Source organism: Geodermatophilus marinus (assembly GCF_003428645.1).
GTDB lineage: Bacteria > Actinomycetota > Actinomycetes > Mycobacteriales > Geodermatophilaceae > Geodermatophilus.
The window spans coordinates 41,103-62,749 of record NZ_QVQH01000021.1 but is presented as its reverse complement, the minus strand read 5'-3'; the positions used below and the strand labels follow the sequence as shown (position 1 = coordinate 62,749).

At 77.3% G+C, this 21,647-nt stretch carries 18 protein-coding genes; 2 read left to right on the top strand and 16 right to left on the bottom strand.

Annotated elements, in window-relative coordinates; all coding sequences use genetic code 11:
* Window positions 1-411: 411 nt before the first annotated feature.
* From D0Z06_RS19145 to D0Z06_RS19080, 14 genes are all read right to left on the bottom strand, one after another.
* Window positions 412-1,608, bottom strand: coding sequence for a cyclase family protein (locus tag D0Z06_RS19145; RefSeq protein ID WP_117379138.1), 1,197 nt, complete (start codon window positions 1,606-1,608; stop codon window positions 412-414).
* Between the two features lie 137 nt (window positions 1,609-1,745).
* A complete protein-coding gene (locus D0Z06_RS19140; RefSeq protein WP_117379137.1) occupies window positions 1,746-2,429 on the bottom strand; it encodes a GTP cyclohydrolase II in 684 nt (227 codons plus the stop codon).
* A complete protein-coding gene (locus D0Z06_RS19135; protein ID WP_117379165.1) occupies window positions 2,426-3,145 on the bottom strand; it encodes a RibD family protein in 720 nt (239 codons plus the stop codon). Before D0Z06_RS19135 ends, D0Z06_RS19140 begins: the two co-directional genes overlap by 4 nt.
* Complete coding sequence (locus D0Z06_RS19130) at window positions 3,138-4,181, bottom strand: lysylphosphatidylglycerol synthase transmembrane domain-containing protein (protein ID WP_199522420.1); 1,044 nt, start codon at window positions 4,179-4,181, stop codon at window positions 3,138-3,140. Before D0Z06_RS19130 ends, D0Z06_RS19135 begins: the two co-directional genes overlap by 8 nt.
* On the bottom strand, window positions 4,178-5,230 hold the full coding sequence (locus tag D0Z06_RS19125; protein ID WP_117379136.1) for a glycosyltransferase family 4 protein: 1,053 nt from the start codon (window positions 5,228-5,230) through the stop codon (window positions 4,178-4,180). Before D0Z06_RS19125 ends, D0Z06_RS19130 begins: the two co-directional genes overlap by 4 nt.
* Window positions 5,227-5,625 carry a 6-pyruvoyl trahydropterin synthase family protein gene (locus D0Z06_RS19120; RefSeq protein ID WP_117379135.1) on the bottom strand — a complete coding sequence of 133 codons (399 nt, stop codon included), beginning with the start codon at window positions 5,623-5,625 and terminating at the stop codon, window positions 5,227-5,229. The genes D0Z06_RS19125 and D0Z06_RS19120 overlap by 4 nt, the downstream gene beginning before the upstream one ends.
* The gene (locus D0Z06_RS19115; protein WP_117379134.1) at window positions 5,613-6,620 is read right to left on the bottom strand and encodes a zinc-dependent alcohol dehydrogenase; all 1,008 of its coding nucleotides are present in this window, start codon (window positions 6,618-6,620) and stop codon (window positions 5,613-5,615) included. Before D0Z06_RS19115 ends, D0Z06_RS19120 begins: the two co-directional genes overlap by 13 nt.
* A 55-nt stretch (window positions 6,621-6,675) precedes the next feature.
* Window positions 6,676-8,958 (bottom strand): CDP-alcohol phosphatidyltransferase family protein, encoded by a 2,283-nt coding sequence (locus D0Z06_RS19110; protein WP_147332084.1) that lies wholly within the window; start codon window positions 8,956-8,958, stop codon window positions 6,676-6,678.
* A gap of 301 nt (window positions 8,959-9,259) precedes the next feature.
* Complete coding sequence (locus D0Z06_RS19105; protein WP_117379132.1) at window positions 9,260-10,153, bottom strand: class I SAM-dependent methyltransferase; 894 nt, start codon at window positions 10,151-10,153, stop codon at window positions 9,260-9,262.
* Entirely contained in the window at window positions 10,150-10,914 is a 765-nt protein-coding gene (locus D0Z06_RS19100) for a class I SAM-dependent methyltransferase (RefSeq protein ID WP_199522419.1), read from the bottom strand. The genes D0Z06_RS19105 and D0Z06_RS19100 overlap by 4 nt, the downstream gene beginning before the upstream one ends.
* 70 nt (window positions 10,915-10,984) lie before the next feature.
* Window positions 10,985-11,407 carry a response regulator gene (locus tag D0Z06_RS19095; protein WP_117379131.1) on the bottom strand — a complete coding sequence of 141 codons (423 nt, stop codon included), beginning with the start codon at window positions 11,405-11,407 and terminating at the stop codon, window positions 10,985-10,987.
* Between the two features lie 178 nt (window positions 11,408-11,585).
* Window positions 11,586-12,290, bottom strand: a complete 705-nt coding sequence (locus D0Z06_RS19090; RefSeq protein ID WP_117379130.1) for an Ltp family lipoprotein — start codon at window positions 12,288-12,290, stop codon at window positions 11,586-11,588.
* Window positions 12,291-12,504: 214 nt separating this feature from the next.
* Entirely contained in the window at window positions 12,505-13,002 is a 498-nt protein-coding gene (locus D0Z06_RS19085; RefSeq protein WP_117379162.1) for a hypothetical protein, read from the bottom strand.
* Between the two features lie 113 nt (window positions 13,003-13,115).
* Window positions 13,116-16,001: a BTAD domain-containing putative transcriptional regulator gene (locus D0Z06_RS19080; protein WP_117379129.1), complete on the bottom strand. Its 2,886-nt coding sequence runs from the start codon at window positions 15,999-16,001 to the stop codon at window positions 13,116-13,118.
* A gap of 160 nt (window positions 16,002-16,161) precedes the next feature.
* On the opposite strand from D0Z06_RS19080, the gene D0Z06_RS19075 reads away from it, so the two are divergent.
* Window positions 16,162-16,980 (top strand): alpha/beta fold hydrolase, encoded by an 819-nt coding sequence (locus tag D0Z06_RS19075; RefSeq protein WP_158580038.1) that lies wholly within the window; start codon window positions 16,162-16,164, stop codon window positions 16,978-16,980.
* Window positions 16,981-17,297: 317 nt separating this feature from the next.
* The gene (locus D0Z06_RS19070; protein ID WP_158580037.1) at window positions 17,298-19,658 is read left to right on the top strand and encodes an Ig-like domain-containing domain; all 2,361 of its coding nucleotides are present in this window, start codon (window positions 17,298-17,300) and stop codon (window positions 19,656-19,658) included.
* Window positions 19,659-19,711: 53 nt separating this feature from the next.
* On the opposite strand, the gene D0Z06_RS19065 is transcribed toward D0Z06_RS19070, so the two are convergent.
* Together D0Z06_RS19065 and D0Z06_RS19060 are read right to left on the bottom strand one after the other, a co-directional pair.
* The gene (locus D0Z06_RS19065) at window positions 19,712-20,470 is read right to left on the bottom strand and encodes a potassium channel family protein (protein WP_117379126.1); all 759 of its coding nucleotides are present in this window, start codon (window positions 20,468-20,470) and stop codon (window positions 19,712-19,714) included.
* A 117-nt stretch (window positions 20,471-20,587) separates the two neighbouring features.
* The gene (locus D0Z06_RS19060; protein WP_117379125.1) at window positions 20,588-21,565 is read right to left on the bottom strand and encodes a sigma-70 family RNA polymerase sigma factor; all 978 of its coding nucleotides are present in this window, start codon (window positions 21,563-21,565) and stop codon (window positions 20,588-20,590) included.
* Window positions 21,566-21,647 lie beyond the last annotated feature (82 nt).

Below are 21,647 nucleotides of genomic sequence, written 5' to 3'. Positions count from 1 at the left end.
CGTCGACTGCCTCTGCGTCGATCTCACGCCGACCGAGGTACGGCCCCCTCCTCGTGCGGCGACGCCCGGTGGCGGAGCGCCTCGTCGAGGACTGCCCGTCGCCCCGGGCACCTCGGTGACGGGCCCCACTGTCCTGGATGCCGCGTCACCACCTCGTCACCGCGCCGTCATGCGGGAGCCCGGTGAGGGCCCCGGGTGGTCGCGGGAGCCGACGTCCCGGACGGGCGCGGCGAGAGGTCCAGCAGCGGCTGCGCATCACGGCACGCCGTGGCGCCGGGACCGGGCTGGTGCGGGACGCAGGCTTCGGCTACGGCCGCCTCGACGGCAAGGCTCTGCCGGGCTGCCGACGGCGCAGGCCGTGAAGGCCGGGCCTCCCCCGGAGCACGCCCGAAGGCCGCACCGCGCCGCTCGTCATCCCCGGCCGCGGCCGGCCCCCGGCTGCCCGAGCGCGGCCGGCGGCGCGTTGCCCGCGGTCGCGCCCGCCGCGTACTGCGGCGTCGTCAGGTAGACGAACTCGTGGACGCCGTCCGCCGCGAGCTCGTCGGTGATGATGCCCTCGCCGATCCGGATGCCGTTCTTGACGAGCAGCTCCTGGTGCACGGGGAACACGGCCTGCACCACCGGGTTGCCCAGCACCTCGAGCGCCCAGGAGTCCGAGCCGATGATGGCGGGGCGCCGGTCGGCCAGGTAGCGCGCCTCGGCGAGGTAGATGCCCGGCTCCCGGGCCAGGTAGCGCTCCGGCTCGCTCCGGGCGATCTTGTTCCAGCCGGTCCGCAGCAGCACGACGTCGCCGGGGCGGATGTCCCGGATGCCGCCCCGCGCCGCCGCGGCCTCCAGGTCGGCGATCGTGATCCGGTAGTCGTCGCGCAGCACCGGGTCGCCGTCCGCGCTGCGCGACAGCGCCTCGCTCGCCCCTTCGTCGAGCTTGAGGCCCAGCACGTCGAGCAGGACGCCGCGGGTGGCGATCGGCCCCATGTGCTCGTTGCCGAGCCTGCTCGTCCCGCTGGGAGTCGCGATGTCCGGGCCCTGGAAGCCGTTGTAGAAGGTCGGCCCGACGCCGATGTGGTTCAGCCCGTCGAGCTGGGTGACGATCTGGTAGGTGTAGCCCTCGGGGAAGCGCTCCTCGTGGATGCTGACCCGGTTCTCCCCCAGCGGCTCCGTGCCCTGCAGGATCCCGCCGCCCTCGGTGAAGCCGGCGGGAGGCTCGTACCCGAGGACGGTCAGGCGCTGCTCGTACACCCGCGGCGGCGTGGTCGCATAGGCGGGGAACCCGTTGGTCATCAGCTCGCCCAGGTTGTACGTCCTCACCGGACGGCCGTCGGCCAGCAGCCGCAGGGCCGCGGCGGTCGTGGCGGCCGTCACCTCGTTGAACGTGCCGCGCTGGTCGGTCGGGCCGTAGCGGGACGGCGCCCAGCCGCCGCCCTCGGCGAGAGCCACGTCGAACATCACGTCGTCGTAGCCCGCGCCGCCCGCGGCCTCGCCGGGTCCGGTCGCGGCGGCCGGCGACACGCGGCCCAGACCGGCGACGCCGAGAGAGGCGGCGCCGGCGAGCCCGAGTGCGGCGCGGCGGGACAGGGCGGTGTGGGCCAGGAACAGGTCGGCACGCATGGCACTCCTCGGGAGGCAGGTGGCTGACCGTACGGGGGCCGGTGTGACGCCGGCAACACGTGCTCCGCGTGCACCCCCGTGACCTGAGGGTGACCGGGAAGCGTTCGCGCGGGCCCCCGGCGCCGCACGAGGCCCGCTCACCCGCCGGCGGACCGGCCCGCGTGGTGGTCACCCGGGGCACGTGGCGGCCGCGCCGGCCTGGGCAGCGGGTCCGGGACGTGGTGGCCGTTGCGGGCCTTGGCCGAGAGGTAGGCCGAGTTCGCCGAGGACAGGTGCACGCGGGTGGGGACCTGCTCGACCACGGTCAGGCCGAGCCGGTCGAGCTGGTCGGCCTTGTCCGGGTTGTTGCTCAGCAGCGCCAGCCGCGACACGCCGAGGGCGAGCAGCATCTGCGCCGCGACCGTGTAGTCGCGCTCGTCCGGCGCGTGGCCGAGGGCCACGTTGGCCTCGTAGGTGTCCAGGCCGGTGTCCTGCAGGGCGTAGGCGTCGAGCTTGTCGTACAGCCCGATGCCCCGGCCCTCCTGCCGCAGGTAGAGCAGGTAGCCGCCGGCGGCGGTGATCCGCTCCGCCGCCTCCCGCAACTGGGGCCCGCAGTCGCAGCGGAGGCTGCCGAGCACGTCCCCGGTGAGGCACTCGCTGTGCGGCCGGACGAGGGGGACGGCGCCCGGGCCCCGGCCGCCGAGCCCGAGCGCGAGGTGCTCGCGGCCGTCGACGAGGCCGTGGAAGCTGACGACCTCGGCCACGGTCTCGTAGCCGTCCGGGAAACGCAGCGGGACGTCGACCCGCCCGCGGACCGCGGCCTCGGGAGCCGGGGCCCTCACCGGGCCTCACCCGGCGACCGCTCGGCGCCGAACCGCGGCGAGAGCGCGTACCGCAGCAGCACCACGTCCCCGATCTGCCGGACGCCGACCAGCTCGGCGCGCCGGTCGGGGTTCCAGGGGAAGCGCCCGTCGCCGACCACCCGCGCCGCGCGCGAGTCCCCGACGAACAGCGGCGCCACCACGAGGTGCAGCTCGTCGGCGAGGTCCGCGGTGAGGAACTGGGTGAGCACGAGCCCCCCGCCCTCGACCATCAGCCGGTCCACCCCGCGCGCGGAGAGGTCCTCGACGACCCGCGCCACGTCGACGTCCTCCCCCGGCCCGGTGTCGACGACGGTCGCGACGGGGCCCAGTCGCCGCCGCGTCGTCCCGGCGGCCGCGGTCGGGCAGTAGACGAGCTTCTCGGCGTCCCCGCAGGTGAAGAAGTCCGCCGCGGGGGCGAGGTCACCGCGCCGCGTCAGGGTCACCTTCACCGGGGACGGCGGCAGCCCGTGCACGAGCCGCTCCCGGCGGCGGGCCGGCGAGCGGACCAGCAGGCGCGGGTTGTCGTTGCGGACGGTGGCCGCCCCCACCAGGATCGCGTCGCACCCGGCGCGCACGGCGTCGACCCGGTCGAAGTCGGCCGCGTTCGACAGCTGCAGCCGCCGGATCCCGGGGCTGTCGAGGTAGCCGTCGATCGACATCCCGCAGCTGAGCAGGGTGTAGGGCCGGTCAACCACGCGCTGCACCGTCCTCTCGTACTCCGCCGTGCACGACATGGTGCCCCTGCACGGACGGCCCGGTCCGCGCCGAGCGCTCGGCCGAGCGCCGTCGCCGCCGGTGGACGAGCAGCACGACGGCGCCGGGCAGCACCGACACGAGCGTGAGCACCCCGAACGCGGTCGCGACCGCCGCCCCCTCCGCGGCCGTGTAGCCGGCGGCCGCGAACACCCAGGCGGCCACCCCCTCCCGCGGACCCCAGCCGCCCACGTTGAACGGGATCGCCGCGGCGATCAGCACGACCACGGCCAGGGGCAGCAGCCGCGCCGGTGAGCCCGGCACGCCGGCGGCCCCGGCGGCGAGCAGGAACAGCCCGAGGTGGCCCGCGCAGACCAGCGCGGAGCTGGTCAGCACGGCCGGCGCGAGCAGCCCGGCCCGTGCCTCGCCGGCCACGGTGCGCACGGCCCGCGCCAGGCCGGCCGGCACCCACCGGACCGCGACGCGGCCGGTGGCGGCGACGGCGACCGCCGCCCCCGCCGCCACGGCCGCGAGCACCGGGACCGCGCCCTGCACCGGTGAGGGCAGCGCGAGCAGCACCCCGAGCGCCAGCACGGCCAGCACCAGTTGACCCGCGGTGCGCTCCCAGGCGACGGCGCGCACCCCGCGGACCGGGTCCCCGCAGTCCGCGCCGTGGCGCAGCCCGCGGTGCAGGTCGCCGAGCACCCCGCCGGGCAGCGTGCAGTTGAGGAACTGGGAGCCGTAGTACGCCGCGGTCGCGGCGGGCAGCGCCAGGCCGGCGCCGAGCGCCCGGGCCACGACCCGCCACCGCCAGGCCGAGCACACGGTGGTGACGGCGCCGACGGCGACGGCGGCCAGCAGCGTGCCGGGGCGCAACCCGCGGACGCCGGCCAGGAACGGCCCGGTGCCGAGCAGCCAGACGAGGACGGCGAGCACGAGCGCACCGCCCACCGGGCCCGCCGCCGCCCACGCCCGCCGGTGGCGGTCGCGGGGAACCTCGCCAGCCGCCGTCCCGGGGTGGGCGATCTGCGCCGTCACGGCTGCCCGCCGACGGCGGCCAGGACCGACCCGATGCGTTCGGCGGTCTCCCGCCAGCGGGGCAGGGTCCGGCGGCGCCGCCGCGCGGCCCCCCGGAGCCGGGTGCGCAGCGCCGGCTCGGTGAGCCAGCACCCGAGCGCCCCGGCGAGGGCGACCGGGTCCTCACCCGGCACGAGCAGCCCGGGCCGGCCGGCCGGCGTGCACCCCACCGCCTCGGGCAGCCCGCCCACGGCGGTGGCGACCACCGGCAGCCCGGCGGCCAGGGCCTCGGTGACCGCCATGCCGTAGGTCTCGGTCCGGGAGGGGGCCACGAGGACGTCGGCCGCGCGGTACTCGCGCTGCAGCGCCGCCCCGGCGGCGACGCCCGTGAGGGCGACCCGGTCGGCGATCCCCGCGGCGGCGGCCCGCCGGGTCAGCGCCGCGACGAAGGCCGGGTCGCGGTCCAGCGGGCCGACCAGCCGGCAGGTCCACGGCAGCCAGGTCAGCGCGGCGAGCGCCTCGACGAGCAGGTCCTGCCCCTTGTGCCGGACGAGCGCGGCCACGCACAGCAGCCGGCCGCCGGACGCCGTCCCCGGTGCCGTCCCGGCCGGGTCGGTGCCCGGGCGGGCCACGTGCACGCGGTCGGGGTCGAGCCGGTAGCGCGCCAGCAGGCGGTCCCGGGTCCAGCCGCTGGTGGTCAGCACCGCCCGCGCGGCCGCCAGCACGGCCTCCTCCTCGCCGGCCGGGACGTCGGCGCCGCCGAGCGGCAGGTGCACCAGGACGACCAGGCGCAGCCGGGCCGACCGCGGGACGAGCACCGCCGCGGCGGCCGAGGCGACCAGGCCGTCGACGAGCACGAGCGCGCCGTCCGCCAGCCGGTCCAGCGCGCGCCCGAGCCCGGCCAGCGCGCCGGGGTCGGGGCGCGGCCAGCGGCCCGGGGCCGTCACCTCCTCGACCGCCCACCCGCGCCCGCGCAGGCCGTCGCAGGCCCGGCGGTCGTAGCGGTTCCCCCCGCTGACCCGGGTGGGGTCGTCCACCCCGGGCGGGACGACGACGGCGACCGCGCTCACAGCGTCCGGTCGTAGCCGGCCCAGGCGACGTGGGACTCGTGCAGGGTGACCGCCAGCCCGTCCAGGCCGTCGGCCCCGGGGCCCAGGGCACCGGCGCGCAGCCCGGCCACGAGCCGGTCGGAGACCACCCGGGCCAGCACCTCGGTGGTGGTGTTCGTGCCCGCGAGCGCCGGCTCGTCGTCGAGGTTGCGGTAGGTCAGCTCGCCGAGGACGGCCCTGAGCAGCTCGGTGGCGGCGCCGATGTCGACGACCACGCCGTCGTCGTCGAGCTCGCGGCGCCGGAACGTCGCGTCCACGACGAACGTGGCCCCGTGCAGCCGCTGCGCCGGGCCGAAGACCTCCCCCCGGAGGCTGTGCGCCACCATCATGTGGTCGCGGACCGTCACGCTGAACACCCGCTCACCCCTTCGGCGTAGTCGATCGTGTGGCACAGGGCCGGCAGCCGCCCGTCCGCGAGCCGCGGCATCACCCCGGGCAGCTCGTCGAACGGCGAGCTGCCGGTGAGCAGCACGTCGAAGGCCGGGTCGCGCAGCAGGTCGAGCGCGAGCGCCAGCCGGTCACCGGTCGTCCGGGAGCTCCGGCGCGCCGGGGCCACCGCGCCCACCTGGCTGGCCCGCACGTCGAGCCGCCGGGAGTGGAAGGCGCCGCCCAGGGAGACGGTGACCTCCCGGTCGCCGTACCAGCTCAGCTCGAGCACCACCCCCTCGGGGCGCAGCAGGTCCAGGGCGAGCTGCAGCCCGGCCGCCGACGCGCTGGTGTGCACGACCAGGTCCCGGCCGCGCGCCGCGTGCTCCGGCCGGGCGAAGGCGGCCCCGAGCCGGGCGGCGGCGTCCGCCCGCCCGCCGTCGACGTCCACGACCTGCACCGCCACGCCGGGCACCCGGGCGAGCAGCCGGGTCACGGCGCACCCGACCATCCCGGCGCCCACGACGCTCACCCGGTCGCCGATCAGCGGCGGGGCGTCCCAGAGCGCGTTCACCGCGGTCTCCACCGTGCCCGCCAGCACGGCCCGCCGGGCCGGGACGCCGTCGGGCACGGGGGTGACGGCGGCAGCCGGGACCACGTACGCCGTCTGGTGCGGGTACAGGCAGAAGACCGCGCGCCCGCGCAGCTCCGCCGGCCCCCGCTCGACCACCCCGACGCTCAGGTAGCCGTACTTCACCGGCGCGGGGAAGTCGCCGTCCTGGAACGGGGCCCGCATCGCCGCGCGCTGGCCGGCCGGCACGCCGCCGCGGAAGACGAGCGCCTCGGTGCCGCGGCTGACCCCCGAGTGGAGGGCCCGGACGAGGACCTCGTCGGGGCCCGGCTCCGGCAGCTCCACCGCGCGGATCTCCCCGCGCCCCGGCTCCCGCAGCCAGAACGCGCGGGCCGCCCCCGGCGCCGCGGTCACCGGCCCCTCCCCCGTCGTGCCGGGGAGGGGAGCCGCACGGGTGCGCGCCGGCCGGTCACGGCGCCTCGAACGCGTCGAGGAACCGGTCGCGGAAGGAGTCCATGGGCCACCGCGGGGCGTCGGCGGGCGGCACCAGGCCGTCCGCCCACCCCCAGCCGGCGGTGCGGGCGAGCACCGCGGGGTCGCGGGTGATGAGCGAGACCGGGACGTGGGTGCCGGCGTCGGGGCCGCTGACGACGGGAACGGGCTGGTGGTCGCCCAGCAGGACGACGACGGGGTCGCCCTCGACCTGCGTGGTGAGCCACGAGAGCACGACCTCCAGGGAGTACTCGACCGACTGGCCGTAGAGCGAGCGGACCACCGCGGGGTCGCGCCAGGCCTCCTCGACCGACAGGCCCTGCGCCGGCACGGGGTCGAAGACCGAGCCGTCGCCGACCTCCTCCCAGGGCACGGGGGTCGGCAGCGGCGTCCACGGGTGGTGCGAGGAGACGAGGTCGATCTCGGCCATGACCGGGCCGTGCCCGGGGCCCAGCTCCAGCCGCTGGAAGGCGGCCAGGGTGTACTGGTCCGGCATCGGGGCGTAGCTGAACCCCGGGCCCTGGTAGCCGACGGTCCGCCGGTCGTAGATCTCGTCCCAGCCGTAGAAGGCCTTCCCCTCCGGCCAGTCCCGGTCGTTCGCGGGGATGGCGGCGACGGTGCGCCAGCCCGCCTGGCCGAAGGCGGCGGCCAGGGTGAACCGGTCGCTGGCCAGGAGCCGGTCGTAGCTCTGCTGGTCGTCGATCCACAGCCCGGAGTGCAGGGTCGCGTGGGCCAGCCAGCTGACCCCGCCGAAGGTGGGTGAGTCGAGCAGCGCGCTGCGCGCGGTCCAGCCGTCCCGGGCCAGCGCCTCGGTGCCCTCGTGCAGCACGGCCTGGACGCCGGCGGAGAACGAGCCGCCCCGGAGGGCGACCTCCCCGTAGCTCTCCACGAAGACGATGAGGACGTCCCTGCCGCGCAGCCCGGCGAGCAGCTCCCCGCCCGACCGGGACACGAGCTCGTCGCTGCGCAGCGCCGCCTCCAGCTCCCGCTGCTCGCGCACCGACGCCGCGACGTCGCGCACCTGCGCCGCGACCAGCCCGGCGGTGCTCGCCGAGGCGACCGGGGCGCCGGGCACGAGCTGCAGCGACAGCGCCGCGCTCACCGCCCACGCCGTGCCCAGGGCGGCGAGCGCACGGGCCGAGCGCCGCCGGTGGCGGGCGGTCACCCGGCTGACCCGCACCGCCGACGCGGTGACGACCGCGACCAGCAGCACGACGGCGAGGCCGACCAGGGCCAGCAGGCCGTTCGTGGCGGCGTCCCCGACCGAGTCGCGCAGGACGCCGATCGCCGGCCCGAAGCTGCCCCAGTCGAGCAGCGGGTCGAACCGCCGGCCGAGCTGGGAGCGGAACCCCATGTCGAGGAGCTTGGCGACGGCGAGCAGGCCGCACACGGCGCCGACCGCCGGCGCGGCCGCGCGGCGCAACGGGGGCGGCAGCAGCAGCCCGACCGCCACGAGGGCCAGCCCCTCGACGGGGACGCGGGCGAACGCGGCCGGGTGCAGCAGGTCCAGCCGGTCGGGGGCGACGAGGACGGCCCAGAGCACCGCGACCGCGGCCGCGCTGAGCGCCCACCGCAGCGCCCGGCGGGTGCCCTCGCCGGCGCCGTCCCGGTAGAGCCGGACGACGTCACGGCCGAAGGACTCGGCCAGCAGCAGCAGGGCGACGGCCAGCGCGGCCGTGGGCAGCGCGCCGGGCAGCACCCCGGAGACCGCGACGGTGAGCACGACGCCCTGCACGGCGGCGACGACCTTGCGCCAGTACCGGAACGGCAGCGGGGCGGCCAGCCAGGGCAGCACCCACCCGGCGACCAGGAACGCGTAGCGGGCGGCGCCGATGGCCAGCACCCAGCCACCGTGCTCGCGCGCCACCGCGACGCTGAGCACCAGGATCAGGAAGGCGTCGACCTCGCCGTCGAAGCGGCCGCCCAGCGGCGTCGCGGTGCGGGTGCGGCGCGCCACCCGGCCGTCCACGGCGTCCAGGGCGAGCGCCACGGAGGCGAGCACGACCACCGCGATCACCGGCAGCGGCCGGTCGGCGGCGGGGACGACGAGGGCGGCGACGCCGGCGGCCAGCAGCGCGCGGGCCAGGGTGACCAGGTCGGCCGGCAGCAGCCCCTCCCCGCCGCGCACCCGGGCGGCGGCCATCAGCGCGGTGGCACCCCACCCGGCGGCCAGCCCGACCACCCAGCCGGCCGGGGGCAGGCCGGCGGTCGCGGCCAGGGCACCGAGCAGGGCGGGCACGGCGAGCACGGCGGTTCCCACCGGTCGCCGGACCGTGCCCACCGCGCCCCCCTCGCCGCACCGGTCAGGTGCCTCGGACCTCAGGTGCTTCGGTCTTCCCAGGTACCCAGGTCTTCTCGGGTGCCTCGGACCTCGGATGCAGTGAATCGCAGGTGTCTTGAGATCTGACGTGCAGTGAACACCAGGCTGAGTGAATCGCGCCCGACCGATCCAGCGCCCGTCCCGGGGCCTGGTCGGGCCACCCCTGGTCGACGCGTCGGCTCCGCAGCGTCCGCGTCCGGCTGCAGGCGGTGTCCGCGCTGCTCTCCCGAGTCGGGCGGGGTCAGACCGGGGCTGCGCCGGGCGCCCGGCCGAGGACGTCGAGCTGGTGGGCGATGTAGACCAGGTCGCCGTCGGCCAGCTGGCGGCGGCGGGCGGCCAGCCAGTCGGCGAGGGTGGCCGGCGGCACGCGGCCGGCCAGGGCGGTCCCGACCGTGCCGAGGACGAAGTCCAGGAACCACGCCTCGTCACCCGGGTAGCGCCCGTCCGGGCCGGCGTGCACCACCCAGTCCGACGAGCCCGAGGACAGCACCGGGGCCCCCGCGTCGCGCAGCCGGTGGAACAGGTGCCGCCCGGCCCGGCTCTCCCCGGCGGGCCGGCCGTACCGGACGCGGTCGTCCATGCTCGCGTGGTAGGCCCCCAGCATGTCGTCGTCGGCCGGGTGGTCCGGCGCGAAGATGGTGTCGCCGTCGAAGGTGACGGTGAACCAGTAGGCGCCGCCCGGGGCCAGCAGCCGCAGCAACCCGGGCAGGACGGCGGGGACGTCCACCACGTCCAGCACCGCGTGGGCGACCAGGACGTCCACCGGGTCGCCGCGACCGGCGTCGAGGTGGGCCCCGAGCTCGGCCTCGACCAGCCGCACCCGCAGGTCGCCGAGGAGCAGCCCGTCCGGCTGCGGGTCGACCGGCAGACCGCGGCCCCCCGCCCACGCGGTGAGCCAGGCGCGGGAGTCCTGCAGCAGCTGCCGGTCGACGTCCAGGAGGGTGTACTCCCCGGCGTCGAGGACCCGCCACTCCACCAGGCGGGCGACCATGGTGCCGAGCCCCGCGCCGACCTCGAGCACCCGCGGCCGGTGCGCGGGCACCAGCTCGCGGAGGTCGTCGAGCACCCGGCGGTTGAGGGCGCGGTCGTCCACGGTGCGCTTGGCGGCGAGGTAGCGCGTGTAGGGGTAGGTCACCGCTTCTCGGCCACCAGGGCGAACTTGCGCACCCGGCCGGTCCCGAGCCAGGTCACCCACAGCTCGTGCGCGGCGACCAGCTCGGCCGCGGCCCGCGGCCCGACCCGGGCGGCGATGCCGGCCTCCTCGGCGCGGTAGGCGCCCAGCAGCGCCGCCGCCGTCCCGTGGTGGGCGGCCGTGCACTCCTCCTGCCAGGTCACCGCCAGCCCGGCCGCGTCGAGCAGGGCCGCGAGCCGGGGCAGCTCGACGGGCCAGACGGTGTCGGCGTCGGCCATCCGCCGCCGCTCCACGGCGTCGAGCGGGCGCCCCTCCTCGACGGTGCAGGCGAAGCGGCCACCGGGCGCCAGCGCGCCGGCCACCGCGTGCAGCAGCGCCGCCTTGTCGGGGAAGGCGAGCAGGGTCTCCAGCAAAAGCACGACGTCGAACCGGCCGTCGGGCAGCGGTGGCACGTCCCCCTGCACGAAGCGGCAGGGCAGGTCGCCGGCCAGCCGGCGGGCGATGCGGAGCGCTGCGGCCGAGCGGTCCACGCCGAGGTAGCCGCAGCCGGTCTCCGCCGCGATCAGCCGGCCGGGCCCGGCGACCCCGCAGCACAGGTCGAGCACCGCGGTGCCGGGGCCGATCCCGGCGGAGCCCGCCAGGCGGCGGACCTCGTCGGCGAGCACGAAGCTCTCCTGCCCCACGTACTGCCCGGCGGGGTAGGCGGCCGACCGCGCCCGTTCCAGCGCCCCCGCGAACGGCGCCCGCTCGTCCTGCCCGACCACGAGCGCATCAGACCACGGACCGCTCCGCGCCGCCCGGCCGTCGACCGCCGATCGGCCCGGCCGTCTCCGGTCACAGGCAGTAGGGGCAGTCCGAACCCCCCTCGGCCACCGTGCGCAGGCAGCGCAGCAGCGGACCGAGGCGGGTGCCCTTCGGGACCAGCGCGTGCGCTCCGGCGACGACGGCCTCGGCCCGCGCCTCACCGCCCTCCGCGGTCAGCACGATGACCCGGGTCTCGGGCCGGGCCGCGCGCAGCGCCCGCGTCGCCGCCAGCCCGTCCATCACCGGCATCGAGAGGTCCATGAACACGACGTCGGGTCGCAGGCGCGCGGCGGCCTCCACCACCTGCGAGCCGTCCTCGCACTCACCGACGACGGTGAGGCCGTCCTCCTCGGACAGCACGTCCGTCAGCGTCCTGCGCGCCAGCGGGTGGTCGTCGACGAGGAGAACGCGGACGTCGGCGGACGTGTCGCACGCGCAGCTCTTCCCGTTCATCCCGCACACCACCTGATCGCACGACGCAGCCCTCGGACGTCCGGCGCGACCGATCAGCCGGGCACGCCGGCCACGACCCTCGGGCACGTCGGCCGCTCCCCGCAAGGGTCCTGCGGCACGCCGCTCGGGGCCCGACCGCCGGGGAGGAGCCGGTGCAGGTCGAACGGCCAGGCACCGATCAGAACCCGGCTGCAGTGACCCCGTGCTCGGCCTGCTCGCGGGTGAAGCCCTCGAAGACCAGCTGGTCGACGAGCCCGGAGCGGGAGAAGGACGTGAACGACAGGTACTCCTCGGCCTTCTCGGCTGCCTGCGCGTTCCAGTCCACGGCCGCGTGGTCGACGGCCCAGGTGGCGTCGGCGGTCGAGAAGCCCTCGAACTCCAGCTGCCCGATCAAGCCGGAGCGGGAGAAAGCGGTGAACGACAGGTACTCCCGGGCCTTATCGAGTGCGTTCCTCTGACCTGCCGTCAGGTCGGCCGCCGGGGCCGGAGCGGGTGGTGGTGCCGGGGCCGGAGCGGGGGCGGGCGCCGGAGCGGGGGCTGGCGTCGGCTCGGGCGAGGGGGCCGGCGTGGACGACGGGGCGGGCGGCGGCGTGACGCCCGGTGCCGATGCGACCTGCGCCTCGGCGTCCGCCGCAGCCGCTCGGTCCTCCGCGGCATCCGCGCGCTCCTCGGCAGCCGCCAGCTGCTCCTCGAGCTCCCGCACCTCGGACCGAGCGGCGACGATCCCCGCACCGTCGCTGGCCGGGTCCCCACCACCTGCTGCGCCGCCGATCACGATGCCCACCACCAGGGCGGCGACCGGGATGGCCCACCGGAGCCATGTCCGCGGCTGCGCCGGGGGCTGCGTGCCGGGCTGCGCTGGTGGTGGTACGGGCATGGTCATGCTGTCCCCCGCGACGTGCTCCAGTAGGTGCCGGGACGGTATCGGAACTCCATCTCGACTCCAGGCGGCTCGCGGCCGAGCGCCGGGTCTGCCATCGGGACGGCGCAACTGCGGGTACCGACGGCTTTCCCGGCCGGCGGCGACACCGCGGTGACCGGCGTCCGATCCAGCCCGAGCTCACGTCTCCTGGCCGGCCGACAACGCCCGGTGCAGGTCAGACCCCCTCCAGCTCGACCGCATGCCGCGCGGCGGTCCGCCGGGCGATCTCGGCCACCGGCACGGCCAGCCGCTCGGCCGCGGCCCGGCTGTAGATGACGACGGCGAAGACCGCGTACTGCCACAGCGGCGCCTGCCACCAGCCGGCGTCGGCGAGCAGGTCGGGCTGCAGGCCGCCGCGCATGCAGGCGACGGCGTACAGGGCGTATTGGCTGTTGCGGTGCTCGACCCGGCCGCGGAACGGCACCTCCGGCAGGAGGCGCTCGCGCAGGCCCTCGTACCCGAGCGGTTCGGCGCCGGCCGGGCAGGCGAGGTCGAGCGCGGTGGCGGCAAGCTCCAGCAGGGCGACGTCCGGGCTGAACCGGCCGGGCACGTGGCTGGGCGCGACCGCCGCCATGAGGTCGTCGACGTCGTCCCCCCGGACCAGGCCGGAGAGGACGGCGACCTGGGCGTGACGGCGCAGCGCCGCACGGTCGATCGGTTCGCGCTTCGGCACCACGGCATCCTCCCGCGACCCGGGGCCGGGAGCGGGAGACTCGGCGTTCCCGCGGAACGCCGTCAAGGGTGCAGGCTTGCCAGGAGCCGGCGGGTGCCGTGGCCGGTCCGGCGTCAGGCGGCCCGCCGGATGGCGGCGCGGGCGTGCGCCGCGGCGGCCGCGATCGGCAGCCGGCTCCCCTCGTCCAGCAGCGCCGCCAGCTCGGCCGCCGGGAGGTGGCGCGCCAGCTCGTCGACCGCCCGGGCGGGCCCGTCGTCCCCCCGCACGAAGGCCGGGAACCGGTCGGTGTTGGCCGAGACCGCCCCGGCCAGCAGCGCGGCGTCGGCCCAGGCGCCGGCCCGGGTCAGGCAGATCGCCAGGTTCTGCAGCACCCACCACTGGGACAGCTCGCTGCCGATCTCCTCCCACTCCCCCAGCACCCGCTCGAACTCGGCGACCGCCTCGCGCGGCGACTGGTGCACGGCCACCAGGGCGACCGCCGAGCTCCGCGCGAGCACCACGTAGAGCCGGTTGTCCACCGGCGTCCCGTGCTCGATGCACGCGGCGTACGCGGCCAGCGCCCGGGTCGGGTCGAGCCCGGCCAGGGCCTCACCCAGCACGTAGTGCCCCCAGGACAGGGCGCCGGGGTTGCCGAGCTCCCGCGCCTCCTGCAGCAGGGGCCCGAGGGCCTCGACCGCCTCGGCGGCCCGCCCGGCGTAGGTCAGCGCCTGGTGGACGGAGAGGTCGCCGAGCAGGCCCATCACGTCCTCCCCGACGGACCGGTGCAGCCGGGCCCGGAGGCGGAACAGCCCGGCCGCCTCCTCGCCGCGCGTGCGGAACATCGCCACGCAGGCGCACTGGTTGACCGCCCGCCCCGCCGCCGGCGTGTCGGGACCGCCGGCCGCCGCCACGCCGCGGCGGGCGAGCTCGCCGGCCTCGTCGATCCGGCCGACCGCCCAGGCCGCGGCCGCGGCGGCCGCGAGGGCGTCGGGCAGCCGGGGGTGCTCGACGTCCCACCCGGCCACGGTCGCCCCCCACTCGAGCAGGTCGAGCCGCTGGCGGACGTAGGCGTAGTCCATGACGTCGGCGGCCATCCGCACCGCGAGCCCCCGGTCGTGCCGGACGGCGTGCGCCCACGCGACGTGCAGGTCCGGTTCGAGCGCGGCGACGGCGGCGGCGACCTCCGCCTCGTCGGGACCGGCCAGCCGCGGGCCCAGCGCGGCCAGCCGGGCGGCGACGTCCTCCGCGTGCCGCCGGGCGAGGAGCTCCCGTTCCGCGGGGTCGCACCGCTCGCGCGCGTAGGCGCGCAGGGTCTCCAGCAGCCAGAACCGGCCCCGGCCGGCCTGGACCAGCGACTTGTCCACCAGCCGGCCGAGCAGGCCGGCCACCTCCTCCGCGGGCACCCCGTCGCCCCCGCAGACGGCCTCGGCCCGGTCCAGCGGGAAGGACGCCGGGAAGACGCCGAGCCGGAGGAGGAGCCGGGCCTCCTCGTCGGTGAGCAGCCCGAAGGACCAGTCCACGACCGCCCGCACCGAGCGGTGCCGTTCCGCGGCCGTCCGGCGGCCGCCGGTGAGCAGCCCGAGCCCGCGGTCCAGCCGCTCGGCGAACCCGTGCAGGCCCAGCGCGGGCGCGCGGGCGGCGCCGATCTCGATGGCCAGCGGGAGGCCGTCGAGGCGGCGGCAGATCAGGGCGACGACCTCGACGTCGTCGTCCGGGAGCCGCCCGGCCTCCAGCCCGGGCGCGCGGTCGAGGAACAACCGGACGGCGGGGTTGCCGCGGTCGGCGCCGGAGGGCAGGGGCAGCGGGGCCAGCAGGTGGACGTGCTCGCGGGCCACCTCGAGCCGCTCCCGGCTGGTCGCCAGCAGGGTCAGGCCCGGCGCGGTCGCGAGCAGGCGCTCCACGAGGGGGGCCAGCGGCGCGAGGACCGTCTCGGCGTTGTCCAGGCACAGGACGCCGCGGAACCCGCCCAGCGTGGCGGCGAGCGCACCGACGGCGTCCGGACCGCGCGGCGTCTCGGTCCCCAGGGCACCGGCGACCACGTCGGCCAGGCGGTCGGCGTCCGCGGTGGACAGGTCCACCCACCACACCCGCGTCCCCCCGGCCGCCAGCTCGTGCGCGACCTCGAGCACCAGGCGGGTCTTGCCGACCCCGCCCGGGCCGACCACGGTGACCAGCTGCTGGGTCCGCAGGCAGGCGCGCACGAGGGCGAGGTCCTCCTCCCGCCCGAGCAGCGCGTCGGGCCGCCACGGCAGCGCCCGGGACGGCCCGGGGTCGCGCGGCACCGGCCGCCGGGTGCCGCCGCGGAGCACGCGCGTCGCGAGCTCGCCGAGCTCGGGCGACGGGTCCATGCCCAGCTCGTCGGCCACCAGCCGGCGGTGCCGGTGGTAGGCCTCGACCGCCTCGGCGGGCCGCCCGTCGGCGGCCAGCGCCTGCACAAGCACCTCGACCGGACGCGAGCGCAGCGGCTCGCGCTCGACCAGGTCCCGGGCCGCGGCGACCGCGTCGGCCACCGCCCCGGCGGCCAGCAGCCGGTCCGCGCGCTCCTCACAGGCCGTCGTCCGCAGCTCCTCCAGCCGGACGGCGGCGGCACGGGCGAGCCCGTCGGCGAACTCCCCGTAGGCCGGCCCGCGCCAGAGGGCCAGGGCCTCCTCGAGCAGGCGGACGGCGGCGGCCGGGTCGGCCGTGCCGACCCGGCGCGCCTCGCGGCACGCGGCCTCGAAGCGCTCGGCGTCGACGGCCGCCGGGTCGACCGCGAGCTCGTAGCCCGGCGCCCGGTTGCGCACCAGGCCACCGAGCGGGCCCAGCGCGGTCCGCAGCCGCCGCACCGCCTGGTGCAGCGCGTTGGCCGGGTCCTCCGGCGGGGCGCCGGGCCACAGCGCGTCGACCAGCCGGGAGGTCGGGACGGCGGTACCCGGCGCGAGCACCAGGGCGACGAGGAGCGCGCGGGACCGCTCCCCCGGGATCGTGATCCGCTCGGCCCCGACCTCGACCTCCAGCGGACCGAGCACGCGGACCAGCATGGCCGTCCACCTCGACGTCGGTCCGGTGGAGTCTGGCACGGCCGCCCCGCCCGGGGGGCCGTCCGCGGCACCGCGACGACAGGGGGACGACAGCCGTGCCCCCGAGGCTCGGGGCACCGGGCCGGGCGACCCGCCGGCCCACTCCCCGGGAGGCACGACGATGCCCTTCTTCACCGGATCCCACGGCCGCGTCCACCACGAGGCCTGGCTCCCCGACGGCGCGGCCGAGCGCGTGGTCGTCCTGCTGCACGGCTACGGCGAGCACCTCGGTCTCTACGGCCCCCTGGTGCGCCGGCTCGTCGCCGACGGCGCCGCGGTGCACGCCCTGGACGCCATGGGACACGGCCGCAGCGACGGCGAGCGCGCCGTCCTCGACTGGGACGGTTGGGTCGACGACGCCCGGCAGCTGACCGACCTCGCCCGTGACCGGCACCCCGGCCGGCCGGTCGTGCTCGTCGGGCACTCCGCCGGGGGCCTGGCCGCCTACCTGCTCGCGCTGCGCTCCCCGGGCACCGCCGACGGGCTGGTGCTCTCCGGGGCACCCCTGCGCCGGCAGGAGTGGGTCGAGGCCGTGCTCGCCGACGGCCCGGAGGAGGAGGTCGCCGACGTCGACCCCAGCGAGGTCTTCAGCACCCACCCCGGGTACGTGCACGCGCTGCTGCACGACCCGCTGACCTGGCACGGGGGCTTCCGGCCGGAGATGCTGCGGGCGCTGGTCCGCGCGTGGCCGGAGGCCGCCGCGGGTCTGGCGCAGGGACTGCCGGACCTGCCGGTCCTGTTCGTGCACGGCGAGGACGACCCGGTCGTCCCCGTCGCCGATTCCCGGGCGAGCGCCGCGCAGCTCCCGCAGGCGCGCGTCGTGACCTTCCCCGGGGACCTGCACGACGTGCTCAACGAGCACGACCGCGACCGCGTCCACGAGGTCGTCGCCGGCTTCGTCGCCGCCCGCACCGAGATCCGGGCGACCGCACCGGTCTGAGCGCGAGAGCGACCGGCACGCACCGTCCGGCGCCCGACACGCCTGCCGACCTCCCCGGACGCCCGCCGGACCACCTGGCCGCCGTCCGGTCCGGGGGTGCGCGGTCTCCGGTGAGGATCCGGGTGCCGGGCCGCCGGCCCTTGTCCCGCGCCCGTCGGTGTACCTACCCTCCCGGAGCCGCCGGCGTTCCCAGCTGGCTCACAGCCAGCACGACGACCGACGGCTCCGACCCGTTCCGACGGAGGGTGGCCACAGTGCGCGGACGAGCGGGGGACGGTGCGCGCAGGCGCGGGTGGGCACCGCTCCGAGCCCTGATCGTGGTCCTGGCGGCCCTCGTGACCGTGGTCGGCCTGGCGCCGGCCGCGTCGGCCGCCTACTCCCCCGAACCGGTCGGCCCCGCCTGGGTGCCGGACGGCGGGGTCCACGCGGTGGCCGTCTCCGGTGGCGTGGTCTACGTCGGCGGCTCCTTCACCGGCGGTGTCGCGGCGCTCACCGCCGACACCGGGCAGCTGATCTGGCGGGGCACGGCCAACGGCGACGTCCGCGCGCTGGCGCTGACGACCGACGGCAGCCACCTGCTCCTGGGCGGCGCCTTCACGACGGTGGGCGGGACCACCCACCGCAAGCTGGCCTCCGTGCACGCCGGCACCGGCGCGGTGGACAACACGTTCCGCGGGACGGCCGGTGGCACCGTCCGCGACATCGTCGTGGTCGGCAACACCGCCTACTTCGGCGGCGCGTTCACCCAGCACGGGGGGATGGCGCAGCAGGGGCTCGGCGCCGTCGACGCGACCACCGGGGCGCTGGTCAGCAGCTTCACCGCGAGCGCCAACGGGACCGTGTACGCGCTGGGCACCGACGGCTCCCGGCTCTTCATCGGCGGCGGGTTCACCACCGTGGACGGCCAGCCCCGCAACCAGCTCGCCTCCGTCACGCTGTCCTCGCACAGCCTCGACAGCTGGGCCCCGGCGCGCGCGTGCACCGGCTGCAACCTGATCTGGGACCTCACGGTCGGCGGCAACCGGGTGTACACCGTGGGCCGCAACGCCGGGACCGGGTACACCGTAGACAAGAACACCGGCGCCTTCGTCCTGCGGGTGACCGGTGGCGTCAACGGGGACAGCCAGGCGGTGACGCTGTCGCCCGACGGCAGGACCCTCTACATCGGCGGTCACTTCGTCACGGTCGCCGGCCAGACCCGGATGCTCGTGGCCGAGTTCGACGTGAGCGGGAACCGTGCGGTGCTCGGCCCGTTCTCCACCCGGTTCGTGACCAGCTACCCGGGCGTCTGGGCGATGGCCAGCACCAGCAGCCGCCTGTACGTCGGCGGTGACTTCACCGCGGCCGGCTCCCGGGTGGGCGGCCAGAACAGGTACCCGTACTTCGCGATCTTCCCCGATGCGTCCGCCGACAGCACGGCGCCGGCGGTCACCGCCACCGACCCCGCCGACGGCGCCACCGGGGTGCCCACCACCACCCCGGTCACGGCCACCTTCGGCGAGCCGGTGCAGAACGTCACCACCGGCACCTTCACCCTCACCACCGGCGGCACCACCGTGCCCGCCGCGGTCAGCTACGACGGCACCGGCAACGTGGCCACCCTGCAGCCGGCCGCCGCCCTGACCGCCGGCACCACCTACACCGCCACCCTCAGCACCGCCATCACCGACGCCGCCGGCAACCCGCTGCCCGCCACCAGCTGGAGCTTCACCACCGCCCCCGCGGCCGACACCACCCCGCCGGCGGTCACCGCCACCACCCCCGCCGACGGCGCCACCGGGGTGCCCACCACCACCCCGGTCACGGCCACCTTCGGCGAGCCGGTGCAGAACGTCACCACCGGCACCTTCACCCTCACCACCGGCGGCGCCACCGTGCCCGCCGCGGTCAGCTACGACGGCACCGGCAACGTGGCCACCCTGCAGCCGGCCGCCGCCCTGACCGCCGGCACCACCTACACCGCCACCCTCAGCACCGCCATCACCGACGCCGCCGGCAACCCGCTGCCCGCCACCAGCTGGAGCTTCACCACCGCCCCCGCGGCCGGCGACGGCACCGCCCCGACGATCACGGCCGCCAGCCCGGCCGACGGCGCCGTCGCCGTCGGCGCCGCCACCAACGTCGTCGTGACGTTCAGCGAGCGGGTCATGGGGGTCGATGCCGGTCTCACGCTGACGCCGGCCGGCGGGGCGCCGGTCAGCGCGGCGTTGAGCAGCAACTCGGCCGGCACCCGGTGGGTCCTGAACCCCGACGCCAACCTGGCCGCGGACACGCGGTACACCGTCCAGGCGACGAGCGCCGTCACGGATGCCTCCGGCACCGCCCTCGCCCCCGTCTCCTGGACCTTCCTGACCGGTCCGGCGCCGCGCGTGACCCTGCAGATCCCCGCCGCGGGCGCGACCGGCGTCGATCCGGCCCAGCCCGTCACGGTGGCCTTCAGCGAGGCGGTCCAGAACGTCACTGCCGCCACGGTCACGCTGACCGCGGGCGGCTCCACCGTGGACGCGACGGTGACCCCGAGCGGGACCGAGGGCCGGAGGTGGATCCTCACGCCGAGCGCTCCGCTGTCGGCCGGCACCACCTACACCGCGACGGTCGCCGGCGGCGCCGACGGGGTCACCGACCTGGCCGGCAACCCGCTCGCGGACACCGTGACGTGGACCTTCACGACGGCCTGACCCGGGGCCCGTCCGCCGTCCCCCGCCGCGGCCGCTGACCGGCGGTCGCGGCGTCAGCGGCTGTCCCGCTCCGGACGGGCCCGGCTCCGGGCCAGCTCGGCCCGCAGCCGGGCCACCTCGTCGGCCAGCGCGTGCACGTCCCGCCGCGTCGCCGCCTGCGACTCCTCCTCGACCTCCTCCACCCGCTCGACCAGCCACGACGCCAGCGCGGCGGTCACCACGCCGAGCAGCGCGATGCCGGCGAGCATCAGCCCGACCGCGATCGCGCGGCCGGTCGGGGTCACCGGGAAGCGGTCGCCGTAGCCCACGGTGGTCACGGTGGCGAACGCCCACCAGACGGCGTCAGGGAAGCCGGTGATGTTGGCGTCCGGGGCGTCGCGCTCGGCGTCGAGGGCGGCGACGGCGGCGAGGAACAGCACCAGCGTCGTCGCGCCCGCCACGTACACCGCCACCCGCCCGCGCAGCGACCGGCCGGCGTTGCGGTTGAGCACGTTGAGCAGGGTCACCAGGCGCAGCAGCCGCAGCGGGCGGAACAGCGGCAGGACGACGAGCGCGAGGTCCACCACGTGGGTCCGCACGAACGCCCCCCGGTCGCGGGCCAGCCCCAGCCGGACGAGGTAGTCGACGGCGAACACCGTCCAGGTCGCCCAGGTGAGCACGGTGAGCACCTCGGGCCACGGCGCGGCCAGGTCGGGGTCGATGACCGGCCACGCGTAGGCGACCACGAACAGGACGGCGGCGGCGATGAGCGGCCACTCGGCGGCCTGCTCCCACCGCTCCAGTCGGTCGTCGGTCGGGACGGGGTGGGCCATGCGCCGGGACGCTAGCGGCGCCCCGCCGGCCGACCGCGGCACCGCCCCCGCGCCCCGCGTCCTGTCACCAGGACGACACCTGCCGGGGCGGACGGGAGGGTGGGGCGGCGTCCGCGGTCAGGCCGGGGGGTGCGCCGGCAGGCCGAGCCGGGCGAACAGGTCGTTGTCGAGGTCGAGGAAGCTCGAGATGTGGGCCACCCGGCCCGCCCGCACCTCGAGCACGTGCAGCGCCCACGGCGTGTGACCACCTCCCTCCAACGGGCGCCACTGGGCCACCGCCGGCGCGCCGTTGGCCTCGGTGAGCAGCACCTTCGAGCCGCGGCAGCCGCCCCCGGGGCCCAGCATCCAGGCGCCGATGTCGTCGCGGCCGCGCAGCCACATCTCGAACGGCGGCATGTGCTGGGTCGCGTCCTCGTGCAGCAGGGCGACGAAGGCGTCGATGTCGTAGCGCTCGAAGGCGTCGACGTAGCGGTCGAGCAGGTCGCGGGCGTCGTCGTCCAGCGGCTGGGTCTGCAGCTCCCCGTCGAGCGCGGCCAGCGTCGCCCGGGCCCGCTGCAGCGCGCTGTTCACCGACGCCACCGTGGTCTCCAGGAGCGTGGCGACCTCGTCGGCCTTCCAGCGCAGCACGTCGCGCAGCAGCAGGACCGCCCGCTGGCGCGGCGGCAGGTGCTGCAGCGCGGCGACGAAGGCCAGCCGCACCGACTCCCGCTGCACGGCCTGCTCGGCGGGGTCGGCGTCCTCGGCGACGACCCGGCGGTCGAGCACCGGCTCGACCCAGGCCTCGGCCGGCCGGCGGGCCGACAGCGAGGCCTCCACCGGCTTCCACGGCGACCCCGAGAGGTCCATCGGCAGGGCGCGCCGCTGCCGGCCGGAGAGCTGGTCGAGGCAGACGTTCGTGGCGATGCGGTACAGCCACGAGCGCAGCGCCGAGCGGCCCTCGAAGGCGGCCAGGCCGCGCCAGGCCCGGACCATGGTCTCCTGCACCGCGTCGTCGGCGTCGAACGCCGAGCCGAGCATGCGGTAGCAGTAGCCGGTCAGCTCGCGCCGGTGCTCGAGCAGGCGCGGGTCGAGCTCCTCGCCGACGACGGTGGTCACGGGCCCTCCTCAGGAGACGGTGCAGGAGTGAATGGCCCGGTCACCTCACCACAGGGGACCGACGGAACGGGAGCCCCGGCGG

Excerpts from the sequence above, each read along its gene's own strand:
- D0Z06_RS19145 (WP_117379138.1), bottom strand. The coding sequence starts at position 1,608 with ATGCGTGCCGACCTGTTCCTGGCCCACACCGCCCTGTCCCGCCGCGCC.
- D0Z06_RS19095 (WP_117379131.1), bottom strand. The coding sequence starts at position 11,407 with ATGAACGGGAAGAGCTGCGCGTGCGACACGTCCGCCGACGTCCGCGTT.
- D0Z06_RS19090 (WP_117379130.1), bottom strand. The coding sequence starts at position 12,290 with ATGACCATGCCCGTACCACCACCAGCGCAGCCCGGCACGCAGCCCCCG.
- D0Z06_RS19065 (WP_117379126.1), bottom strand. The coding sequence starts at position 20,470 with ATGGCCCACCCCGTCCCGACCGACGACCGACTGGAGCGGTGGGAGCAG.
- D0Z06_RS19075 (WP_158580038.1), top strand. The coding sequence starts at position 16,162 with ATGCCCTTCTTCACCGGATCCCACGGCCGCGTCCACCACGAGGCCTGG.
- D0Z06_RS19080 (WP_117379129.1), bottom strand. The coding sequence starts at position 16,001 with ATGCTGGTCCGCGTGCTCGGTCCGCTGGAGGTCGAGGTCGGGGCCGAG.